General features: G+C 69.8%; 10 protein-coding genes and 1 tRNA gene. 5 read left to right on the plus strand and 6 right to left on the minus strand.

Annotation, left to right across the window (positions count from 1 at the left end; translation table 11 throughout):
- The first annotated feature begins 159 nt into the window (after positions 1 to 159).
- From IVW53_15140 to IVW53_15150, 3 genes are read left to right on the plus strand one after another with little or no spacing between them, the layout of a single operon-like run.
- On the plus strand, positions 160 to 912 hold the full coding sequence (locus IVW53_15140) for an MBL fold metallo-hydrolase (GenBank protein ID MBF6606901.1): 753 nt from the start codon (positions 160 to 162) through the stop codon (positions 910 to 912).
- A complete protein-coding gene (locus tag IVW53_15145; GenBank protein ID MBF6606902.1) occupies positions 909 to 3,011 on the plus strand; it encodes an alkaline phosphatase family protein in 2,103 nt (700 codons plus the stop codon). The genes IVW53_15140 and IVW53_15145 overlap by 4 nt, the downstream gene beginning before the upstream one ends.
- Positions 3,001 to 4,341, plus strand: coding sequence for a divalent metal cation transporter (locus IVW53_15150; GenBank protein ID MBF6606903.1), 1,341 nt, complete (start codon positions 3,001 to 3,003; stop codon positions 4,339 to 4,341). The genes IVW53_15145 and IVW53_15150 overlap by 11 nt, the downstream gene beginning before the upstream one ends.
- A 69-nt stretch (positions 4,342 to 4,410) precedes the next feature.
- On the opposite strand, the gene IVW53_15155 is transcribed toward IVW53_15150, so the two are convergent.
- From IVW53_15155 to IVW53_15170, 4 genes are all read right to left on the minus strand, one after another.
- A complete protein-coding gene (locus IVW53_15155; protein ID MBF6606904.1) occupies positions 4,411 to 5,247 on the minus strand; it encodes an ABC transporter permease in 837 nt (278 codons plus the stop codon).
- The gene (locus IVW53_15160) at positions 5,244 to 6,257 is read right to left on the minus strand and encodes an ATP-binding cassette domain-containing protein (GenBank protein MBF6606905.1); all 1,014 of its coding nucleotides are present in this window, start codon (positions 6,255 to 6,257) and stop codon (positions 5,244 to 5,246) included. Before IVW53_15160 ends, IVW53_15155 begins: the two co-directional genes overlap by 4 nt.
- 293 nt (positions 6,258 to 6,550) lie before the next feature.
- Positions 6,551 to 6,802 carry a hypothetical protein gene (locus IVW53_15165; protein ID MBF6606906.1) on the minus strand — a complete coding sequence of 84 codons (252 nt, stop codon included), beginning with the start codon at positions 6,800 to 6,802 and terminating at the stop codon, positions 6,551 to 6,553.
- Between the two features lie 177 nt (positions 6,803 to 6,979).
- Positions 6,980 to 7,054 (minus strand) — tRNA-Asn (locus IVW53_15170).
- Between the two features lie 233 nt (positions 7,055 to 7,287).
- Between IVW53_15170 and IVW53_15175 the strand changes: the two genes are divergently transcribed.
- Positions 7,288 to 8,508 (plus strand): hypothetical protein, encoded by a 1,221-nt coding sequence (locus IVW53_15175; GenBank protein MBF6606907.1) that lies wholly within the window; start codon positions 7,288 to 7,290, stop codon positions 8,506 to 8,508.
- Positions 8,505 to 9,374 carry a sulfurtransferase gene (locus IVW53_15180; GenBank protein ID MBF6606908.1) on the plus strand — a complete coding sequence of 290 codons (870 nt, stop codon included), beginning with the start codon at positions 8,505 to 8,507 and terminating at the stop codon, positions 9,372 to 9,374. The genes IVW53_15175 and IVW53_15180 overlap by 4 nt, the downstream gene beginning before the upstream one ends.
- Before the next feature lie 25 nt (positions 9,375 to 9,399).
- Here IVW53_15180 and IVW53_15185 read toward each other — a convergent pair whose 3' ends face one another.
- Positions 9,400 to 10,257, minus strand: coding sequence for a hypothetical protein (locus tag IVW53_15185; protein MBF6606909.1), 858 nt, complete (start codon positions 10,255 to 10,257; stop codon positions 9,400 to 9,402).
- Positions 10,257 to 10,492: sigma-70 family RNA polymerase sigma factor (locus IVW53_15190; protein ID MBF6606910.1), on the minus strand; the 236-nt coding region annotated here is incomplete at its 5' end. The genes IVW53_15185 and IVW53_15190, both read right to left, overlap by 1 nt.

A 10,492-nucleotide genomic window follows, 5' to 3' on the forward strand; every position in this document is an offset into this window, starting at 1 on the left:
CGCTCCCGGCGCATGTGAGGACCGGCTGCGCCGGCTCGAGTCACTGGACCATGGGCGGCGCCAGTCTCAGCGCCTTCGCGGCGTCGACGGCGTCGCTCATGCCTGCGGCCGCTGGTCGGAAGTAGCGCCGCCCATCCGCCACGTGCGGTGGCAGATCGGCTGACGTTCGTCGGCCACTCCACCGTCCTCGTCGACCTCGACGGCGTGCGCGTCCTCACGGACCCGCTGCTCGGCCACGTGGCGGCGGGCACCATCCGACGTGTGGTGCCGGCCGTGCCCCCCGAGACGCTCGCGAGCCTCACGGCGGTCTTCATCAGCCATGGTCACCTGGATCACCTGGACTTCGCATCCCTGCGCGCCCTTCCGGGCAACCCGGCGCTCATCGTCCCGGTCGGCCTGGGGCGCGTCGTGGCACGGGCGACCCGTGGCGTCGTCCACGAGCTGCGGGCCGGCGATCGACTCACCATCGGTAACCTGACCCTGGAGGCCGTCCATGCCGAACATCCCCGTCGCCGCTCGCCCTTCACGACCGCGGAGGGCGCCCTCGGCGTCCTCATCACCGGATCCACGAGCGTCTACTTCGCCGGCGACACGGACCTCTTTCCCGCGATGGAGGAGCTGGCCGGGCGAGTCGACGTGGCGCTCCTGCCGGTGAGTGGCTGGGGGCCCACGCTCGGGCGCGGCCACCTGGACCCGCGACGAGCGGCGGAGGCGGCGGCGCGGATCCGGCCCGCGATCGCGATGCCGATCCATTGGGGCACCCTCTGGCCGCTCGGCCTTCGACGGATGGCTGGCCTCGAGGGACCGGGCGAGGCCTTCCGCGATGCCGTTGCGGCACGCGCAGCGGGGGTCGACGTTCGCGTCCTGCGACCCGGCGGATCCATGCCGCTCCACCAGCGTCCCGGCCGGTGATGCCGCACGTCGGCGGGGACGCCGGGCGCCCGGACCGCGGCGTTCTCGCCTTCTACCTGCTCCAGGCCCGCCTCATGTGGGAGTGGCGACCGACCCGTCTGGCGATCCTGCGCCGCACGATCCTGTCGTTCGCGGGAGCCTGCCTCGCGCTGGCAATCGCGGCGGTCGTCGTCCCGGGGCTCGGCGTCGACGGACTCGCCCCCCTGTTGCTGGCCGGGCTCCTGCTGCTTGTCCTCGACAGCTCCTCCGCCGTCTTCCTTCATTGGCTGCTCGTGCCGTGGCCGATCCTCATCGCACAGGTCCTGGGCCTGGTCATCCAGTTCGTGGCCATCGTCTTCCTCGGCCGGGTGGTGGCGGGCGTCCACGTGGACGGCACGGCGACCGCCGTGTGGGCCGCCGTGGTGGTGACGATGCTCAACAACCTGTTCGCCGAGCTCGTTGCGGTGAGTGACGACGATTCCTACTACAGCGTGCTCGTTCGGCGGTTGGTGGCGCGTGACTTCCGGCGCGCGGGGGAACCCACGCCGGGGCTGCTCGTGGTGCAGATCGACGGCCTGAGCCTGCCCGTCCTCCACAATGCGATCCGGGCCGGACGGGTCCCGGTGCTCGGTCGGCTGGTACGCGACGGCGTGGCGACGCTTCACCCCTGGATCGCCCTCCTGCCGCCGACGACGCCGGCCAGTCAGGCGGGCATCCTTCACGGTCGCAACGACGGGATCGCCGGCTTTCGGTGGTACGAGAAGGCGAGCGCCAGGTTGCTCGTCGCCAACCGCCCGGAGGATGCGGCGGAGATCGTCCGTCGCATCAGCGATGGCACCGGCCTGCTGGCCGACGATGGTGCCGGCATCGGCAACCTCGTCACCGGCGATGCTCCGCGCACCTACCTGACCATGGCCACCATCGCCGAGCGCGCTCCGGCCGGTGACGACCGGCGACTGCGCGGCTTCTTCGTCACCACCGTCAACTACATCCGCCTCGTGGTGCTCATGGTGGGCGAGCTGGCCAAGGAACTGTATCAGGCGGAACGTCAGCGCAGTCGATCGGTCGAGCCGCGGATGCACCGCGGCCTCCACTACGCCGTCGAACGAGCCGCCGTCAATGTCGCGCTGCGCACGGTCTCCACCGCCCTGGTCATCGAGGAGATGTACGGCGGGGCGCCGACGATCTATGTGGACTACACGGGCTACGACACGATCGCGCACCACAGCGGGCCCGAGCGCGTGGAGGCGATCGACGCGCTCGAGGGCATCGATCGGGGCATCGGGTCGCTGCTGAAGGCCGCTCGACACGCCCGCCGCGCCTATCACCTGGTCGTGCTCTCCGACCACGGCCAGAGTCTGGGCGCCACGTTCCAGGAGCGCTACGGCCGGCCGATCGAAGAGATCATCGCCGCGCTGCTGCCAGCCACGATGACCGTCGTCGGCACGACGGACATGGCCGAATCGGCCGGCATGGGCCGGCGGATCGCGGCCGAATTCGGGCGGGGCTCCGGCCTGGGGCCGCTGCTGGCGCGGCGCCTTCCACGCACCCTGGGACGCTCCGGGGACCGAGTGGGGCACGGCCCGGCGGCGGCGCCACCGGACGTCATGGTGTGCTCGTCCGGCAACCTGGCCCATGTCTACTTCTCGAGCCAGCCCGACCGGATGACCCGCGAAACGATCGAGGCAGCGTACCCGGGCCTCATCGAGGCGCTGGCGCGTCATCCAGGGATCGGAGCGCTCGTCGTGCGGTCCGCTGCCGGTCATGTGCTGGCCATGGGGACACGCGGCCAGATCGACCTGACCGAGGGCGAGCCCGATGGCGGCGACCTCCTCGACGACTACGGTCCGCAGGCGGCCGAGAACCTCCGCCATCTCGATGGCTTCCCGAACGCCGGTGACCTGATCCTGCTCGGCGCGGTCGACCGCGGCACTGGGGAGGTCACCGGATTCGAGGAGCTCGTCGGCTCGCACGGCGGTCTCGGCGGCTGGCAGACCGAGCCGTTCATCCTGTGCCCGGCGGCCCTGGCGCTGGGGGAAGACCCGCTCGTGGGAGCGTCGGCACTGTATCGCCAGCTGATCGCGTGGCAGGTGCGACCCGGGGACGAACATGAAGGTTGACGCCGCCACCGCCGAGCCTCGGATCGACCCCGGCCGGCCGGTCAATCCCAAGGTGGCCGAGCTGCGGGTCGAGAAGAACCCACTGCGGCGCCTCGGCAAGGTCCTCGGCCCGGGACTCATCACCGGGGCATCGGACGATGATCCCTCGGGCATCGGGACCTATGCCCAGGCCGGCGCGCAGTACGGCTTCGCGACGCTCTGGACGACGCTCGCCATGCTCCCGATGATGACGGCCGTCCAGTACATGTGCGCCAAGATCGGCCTGGTGACCGGCAAGGGCCTCGCCGGGGTGCTCCGCGAGCACTACCCCCGAGCCCTCTATCCGGCCGTGATCGCCCTCGTCGTCGCCAACACCCTGAATGCCGGCGCGGATATCGGCGCCATCGCGGCGGCCATCAATCTCCTCGTGCCGATCCCCGCGATCTTCTTCATCGTGCCGGTCAGCCTCGGGATCATCGGGCTCCAGGTCTTCGGGTCGTATCGGTTCATCGAGCGGGTCTTCAAGTGGCTGGCCCTGGCGCTCCTCGCCTACATCGGGGCGGCCCTGTTCGCGCGGCCCGACGTCGTGCGCGTCCTGGTCGGAACGCTCGTCCCGACGATCCGGTTGGACCCGGGTTACATCGGGATCCTCGTCGCGCTCCTCGGCACGACCATCTCGCCGTACCTGTTCTTCTGGCAGGCAAGCCAGGAAGTGGAAGAGGAGATCAGCATCGGGCGGCGTCATCTTCGGCAACGTCAGGGTGCATCGCGATTCGAGCTCAAGTACGCCCTCTGGGACACGATCGCGGGGATGGTCTTCTCAGAGGTGGTGGCGTATTTCATTATCCTCGCCACCGGCGCCACCCTGTTCGCCGCAGGCAAGACGAACATCGCCTCGGCCACGGATGCCGCCCAGGCCCTGCGCCCCATCGCCGGCGACGCGTCCGCGCTCCTGCTCGCCGTCGGGCTCATCGGGGCCGGCGTGCTCGCCGTGCCGGTCCTCACGGGCTCGGCGGCCTACGGCGTGGCCGAGGCGTTCGGCTGGCGATCGGGGCTCGATCGCACGCTCCGTCGAGCGCCACAGTTCTACGTGGTCATCATCGCCGCGACGCTCGTGGGGATGGCCATCAACTTCCTCGGCATCAACCCGATCACCGCCCTCGTGCTGAGCGCGGTCCTCAACGGCCTCATCGCCGCGCCGCTCCTCGTCCTCGTCATGCTCGTCTCGAACGATCGCGCGGCGATGGGTGCACGGACGAACGGTCGCCTGCTCAACGTTCTCGGGTGGGCGACCACGATCATCATGGCCCTGGCGGCCATCGGCCTCATCGTGACGACGCTGGTCGGGTAGCCTCGGGGATCGGCGCGCGACGACATGGCCGGCCCGGGCACATCGTCGAGAGCGAGCGTGCCTTCCCCGTCAGCGACTGAGCGAGCGATACTTCCGGACGCCGAGCGGCCCGAAGATCGCGATGATCGCGACGACCCAGAGGAGCGTCACGAGGATCGGGTGCTCCGCCGGAAAGCCCGTCGAGGCATACGGGTTCGGGTTTCCCCACAGCTGACGGAGCGAGGCCGTGAGCGTGCTCGTCGGGTTCCACTCGGCGACCGGCTGGAGCCACGACGGCAGGGACTGCAGCGGGACGAAGACATTCGAGATGAAGGTGATCGGGAAGAGGACCGTGAAGCCCACCTGCTGGGCGACCTCGACAGTGGGCACGGACAGCCCGAGCCAGACACCGATCCATGACATCGCGAAGGCGAAGAGCAGCAGCAGGCCGACACCGGCGAGCAGCTCGGGGAGCCCGGTCCTGATCGTCCAGCCGACCGCGAGTCCGGACAGCATGAGCACGATGAGGATGCCGAAGTTGTAGGCGACGTCAGACAGCGTGCGTCCGGTCAGGACCGCCGAGCGAGCCATGGGCAGCGACCGGAAGCGGTCGAGGATGCCCTTGTGGACGTCGTCGGTCATGCCGACCGCGGTGGTCGCCGCGGCGAACACGATCGTTTGCGCGAAGATCCCGGGCATCAGGTACTCCCGATAGCTGCCCCCGCCCGGCAACGGGATCGCTCCTCCGAAGACGAATGCGAACAACAGGACGAACATGATCGACTGGAGGATCGCGAAGATCGCGAGCTCCGGGATTCGCGGGATGCGCTTCAGGTTGCGCCAGGTGACGATGAGGCTGTCGTTGATGGTCGTGCCGAGGCGGCCTCCTGCCCGAGCCTCCTTCGCGGGGATCGTCTTGTTGCTCATGCCGTCCTCCCCTGGCCACGTCCGGCCATCGCCGGCTCCTTCTCGTCCTCGCCCGCCAGGGTCTCGGCGGCGTGGCCGGTCAGCGCGAGGAAGACATCGTCGAGCGTCGGCCGGCGCAGCCCGATGTCGTCGATCCTGATCCCCGCCTCGTCGAGATCGCGGACGACCTGAACGAGCGCCACGGCTCCACCCCGCGTCGGCACCGTGAGGCGTCGGGTGTGGTCGTCGACGCTCACGTCGCCCTCGCCGTCGCGTGAGAGCACCTCGATCGCCCGCGAGATGTCAGATCCGCCGTGGACGACGACTTCGATCCGTTCGTCACCGACCTGCGATTTCAGCTCGTCCGACGTGCCGCGCGCGATGATCCGTCCGTGGTCGACCACGGCGATCGTGTCGGCCAGCTCGTCCGCCTCCTCGAGATACTGGGTCGTGAGGAGGAGCGTCGTTCCCCCGCGGACGAGGTTTCGGATGACGTCCCACATGCCGAGCCGGCTGCGCGGGTCGAGACCGGTGGTCGGCTCATCGAGGAACAGGAGGCGCGGCCGGCCGATGAGGGCGCTGCCAAGGTCGAGGCGGCGGCGCATCCCGCCGGAATACGTCTTCACGACGCGATCGGCGGCGGCGATCAGGTCGAACCGCTCGAGCAGCTCCCCGGCGCGTTGGCGAGCGTCGCCGCTGCTGAGCTGGTACAGCCGCCCGAACATCCACAGGTTCTCCCGGCCGGTCAGGTTCTCGTCGACCGCGGCATATTGACCGGAGAGGCCGATGACCGACCGCAGCTCATCGGCCTGGCGGACGACATCGAACCCGGCGACCGTCGCGTGGCCGGCATCCGGCTTGAGGAGCGTCGCGAGGATCCGGACCGTGGTCGTCTTGCCGGCACCGTTCGGCCCGAGCAGGCCGAGGACGGTCCCTTCGGCAACGGACAGATCGATGCCGTCGAGGGCGCGGACCTCACTCCCGCGGCTCCGGAAGGTCTTGACCAGGCCTTCGGCGGTGATGGCATTCATGCGGAAGGCACCTCGCGAGGGGTGTCGGGGGAGGCTGGATGACGTCGGGCCGGGCGAGCACGAGCCACCAGTATGGGATGCCCGGCTCCGGGTCTGTCAGTCCCCTGCCAGCATGGCAGCGAAGCGATCCCACGTCTCGATGCCCACATGGTCGCGCATGCCATCGATGTCGACGATGAAGGTCCACGTGAAGTGTTCGGGCGGGTCAACCTGTGGTACTCGCCCGTGCGCTCGCGCGAGACGATGAGCGAGTGGCCCCGGGCGGCCGGGTTCGGGTCCACTGCGCCGATACCTCAGGCGCGGCGGGTATCGCGCCTGAAGAGGGTCATCGCGGCGATGGCGAACGCAGCGGCCCAGACGCCGACGCTCAGGAGCCAGCTCCAATCGAAGGCACCGCCCACCAACGGGAAGCGGGCGATCGACGCGACACCGTAGGTCGGCATGTACGGGGCGATGTCCTGCATGGCCGAGGGCAGGAGGCTGAGCGGGACGAAGAGCCCGCCGAAGAGCGAAAAGACGGCGAGGACCGGGCCGATGACCTGCATGACATTCTCGGATGGCAGGAGGTAGCCGACGAACAGGCTTCGGCGCGGTCGTCATTGCCGAAGCTCCTCCCTGTACTCTGGTTGCAGGCTGTCGGAGCGCATTCGCGCCGACCGAGCGGTACAAACCGGCGGGCAGGTCCGGAATCGACGTCAACCAGCCTGCGTCCCGAGGGTAACTGGCTCCGGCGGTAGGATTCGAACCTACGACATGGCGGTTAACAGCCGCCCGCTCTACCACTGAGCTACGCCGGAGCGAGGACCGCCGGGCCGGCGGTCGGCGACCGTCTCGGCCGCGGCGGGGAGCATAGCACGAGGCGCCGAAGCAACCGCCGGTGCCTCCGCGCACCGACCCGTCGAAACCGCCGAACCAACGCTGGGGCCCCGCGCTACGATGCGGTGCCATCAGACACCGTTGGGGTCCACGTGGCGCGCGACAATCGCGACCCCGCCGCAGTCGCCCCGACAGACCGGAGGAGGTCGATCGGATGTCCCTGCTCTCGCGTGTCCGGATCCATCGAGGCTGGCGCCTCCTGACCGCCCTGGCGATCGTCGGAGCGCTCGTCGCTCCGGGAGCGCTCGTCTCCGCCCACCAGTCCGGGTCCGGGGATCTGCCCGGGGCCGGCGATCATTCCGACTCGAACGGACGCCTCGGCCGCGTCTTCGTCATCATGCTCGAGAACCACAGCGCCGCGAACGTCATCGACAACCGCGACTCGAACGGCAACCTGACGGCCCCGAAGATCACGGCCCTCGCCCACGCGTACGGCCAGGCCAGTCAGTACTACGGGGTCACGCATCCCTCGCTGCCGAACTACGTCTCCGCGATCAGCGGCAGCAACTGGTTCATCAACAACGACAACCCGAGCAACCGCTTCGACCACCTGAATCTCGTGGACCAGCTCGCGGCGAACCACATCTCGTGGGGCGCCTACATGGAGTCCATGCCGGCGGACAATAAGCTGATCGACTTCTCGCCGAGCTCGGCCAATCCGCTCTACGTGAGCAAGCACAACCCGTTCGTCCTGTTCAACGACATCCGCAACAACCCGACCCGGATGGCGAACGTCAAGCCGTACACGGACCTGGCGACCGACCTGAACTCGAAGCACGCCCCGCAGTTCGTGTGGATCAGCCCGAACCAGTGCCACGATCTTCACGGCGGCGTGTACGGGACGGTGGACCCGACGGGCGCCGACGGCACGCCGTGCCCCTACGGCACGACCTTTCCGACCCAGGACGCGAAGGATCTGAGCCTCGTCAAGAAGGCGGACGACTGGGTGGGAGCGGCGGTCCATACGATCATGACCTCGAAGGCGTGGACCGGAAACAGCGCCATCTTCATCGTCACCGACGAGAACGACTTCGTAGGCGCGAACACGAGCATCGACCAGTGGGAGACCGCGGCGGGTTGCTGCGACTCCCCGGTGCTCCCGAACGGCTATGCGTTCATCGGTTCTCACGGGACGCCGGACGGCAACGTCCTCGTCTGCCCCGGCACACCGACGCCGGTCGCGTGCACGTACGGCGGCGGGCTCGTGCCGGCCGTCGTCATCGCCCGCCACGGTGTCCGCAACTACACGAGCTCGACACCGTACAACCACTTCTCGCTGCTCCGGACGATCGAGGAGAACTGGCACCTCGGGTATCTCGGGAACGCCTCGGACAGCCTCAACGTGACGTCGATGAACGAATTCCTCAGCCATTGAGTCTCATCTCGAGTGAGGCGCTCGCCGAGCGCCTCACTCGACCCGACTCCGTCCGCGTCGTCGACGTCCGCTGGTACCTGGGACGACCCGGTGACGGGCGGCGGGCGTATGACGCCGGTCATATCCCGGACTCGATCTTCGTCGACCTCGACACCGACCTCGTCGCACCGGACGGCCCGGGCCGTCATCCCCTCCCCGACCCCGCCACATTCGCCGGCCGCCTCGGCGAGCTCGGCATCGGCGACGGCCAGCTCGTCGTCGCCTGCGACGACGTCGGTGGCTGGGTGGCCGCCCGCCTGTGGTGGATGCTCGACGATCTCGGCCATCGGGAGAGCGCCGTCCTCGATGGCGGCCTGCCGGCCTGGATCGCCGCCGGACTCCCGCTCTCGACCGATGCGTCACCCCATCCCGCGGCCCATCTCACGCTGGCGCCCGCCTGGCGGCGGACGATCGAGCGGGACGAGCTCCGCCGGCGCCTCGGCTCCGTGACGCTCCTCGATGCCCGGGCCGCGGCACGCTACCGGGGCGAGATCGAGCCGATCGACCCGGTCGCCGGGCACATCCCCACGGCGCTGAGCGCGCCGACGGACGGCAACCTCAGGCTGGACGGTCGGTTCCGCTCACCTGCCGACCTTGCCGCACGCTTCGCCGAGCTCGGGATCGTCGGTGGCCGCGACTCGGGGGCGGTCGGGCGCGACGTCGTCACGTCGTGCGGGAGCGGTGTCTCTGCCTGCCACAACGCGCTCGCGATGCGGGTCGCCGGCCTGCCGGATCCGATCCTCTTCCCCGGATCGTTCAGTGACTGGAGCCGCTCCGGGCTGCCGGTTGCGACCGGCTCCGACCCTGGAGCGCCACCGGTGGAGTGATCGAAGGGCCGACTCGAACTGACCGTCAGTGCGTCGGCACCGCTCCCGCGGCGATGAACGACACGGCGGCGCTCACGAGGCCGAGGATGACGAGCGGGCGGACCGTCCAGCGAACCAGGTCACCGAGGAGGAGCCCGTCCACGCTCGCTCCGAGGCGATCGCGCGCGGCGAGGAGGGGCTCGAGCCAGTCGCCGCCGTAGACGGCCCGCTGCCGTGCATCCTCGACCGCGAGGAGGAGATCCGCGAGGCGGAGCTGGTCCGGGTCCGAAGCCGTCGGGCCCGCCTCAAGCTCGCCGAGGGCACGGCGCACGGGCTCGAGATCGCCGTCGCGGTCCGCGACGAAGCCGACGAACGCCCGCTCGAGGGCGCGGTCGAAGCGCTCCATCGGCGTCCTCTCGGGGAGTGTCGCGACGACCCGCCGGGCGGCTTCGAACTCGCCGATCCAGACGAGCAGCTCGATCCGGGCGAGATCTTCCGGGCGGCGCACTGCCGGATGCGTCTCGAGCCAGGCCCGGGCCGCCGATGGCGTCCGGGGGATCGGCTCGCCCGTGAGTCGCCGCCACCGGTCAGCAGCGGCGCGGGCACTCCAGCGATACGCCTCGAGCGCCCGCGCGATCGGTCGGGGCCGGAACACCCAGGCGACGCCGAAGGTCACGACGACGAATGCTCCGACGGCGGCCGCGAATGCTGCGAGTGTCCCGAGCGGTCCCGGCTTCGCTTCCGCCACGGCGATCCCGAAGATGGCGACCGCCACGACGCCGAGCGCGCCGCCGAACGTCAGCCGGCGAGCCTCGAGATCGCGGAAGCCGCGCAGCAGCGCGAACTGCCGCCCCATCGCATCCGGTTCGGTCGCCCGGACCCCCATCCGCCGCCGGATGAGCACTATTCGAGGTAGTCCTTGAGCTTCCGGCTGCGCGAGGGATGGCGGAGCTTGCGGAGCGCCTTCGCCTCGATCTGGCGGATGCGTTCGCGGGTCACGTTGAACTCCTTGCCCACCTCCTCGAGGGTGCGGGCCCGCCCGTCCTCGAGGCCGAAGCGAAGCTGGAGGACGCGGCGCTCGCGACCGGTCAGTGAGTCGAGGACCGCCTCCACCTGCTCCTTGAGCAGCTGATGCGAGG

The sequence above is a fragment of the Chloroflexota bacterium genome (genome assembly GCA_015478725.1).
In the GTDB taxonomy this organism is placed as follows: domain Bacteria; phylum Chloroflexota; class Limnocylindria; order Limnocylindrales; family CSP1-4; genus C-114.

Excerpts from the sequence above, each read along its gene's own strand:
- IVW53_15165 (MBF6606906.1), bottom strand. The coding sequence starts at position 6,802 with ATGCAGGTCATCGGCCCGGTCCTCGCCGTCTTTTCGCTCTTCGGCGGG.
- IVW53_15155 (MBF6606904.1), bottom strand. The coding sequence starts at position 5,247 with ATGAGCAACAAGACGATCCCCGCGAAGGAGGCTCGGGCAGGAGGCCGC.
- IVW53_15175 (MBF6606907.1), top strand. The coding sequence starts at position 7,288 with ATGTCCCTGCTCTCGCGTGTCCGGATCCATCGAGGCTGGCGCCTCCTG.
- IVW53_15160 (MBF6606905.1), bottom strand. The coding sequence starts at position 6,257 with ATGAATGCCATCACCGCCGAAGGCCTGGTCAAGACCTTCCGGAGCCGC.
- IVW53_15150 (MBF6606903.1), top strand. The coding sequence starts at position 3,001 with ATGAAGGTTGACGCCGCCACCGCCGAGCCTCGGATCGACCCCGGCCGG.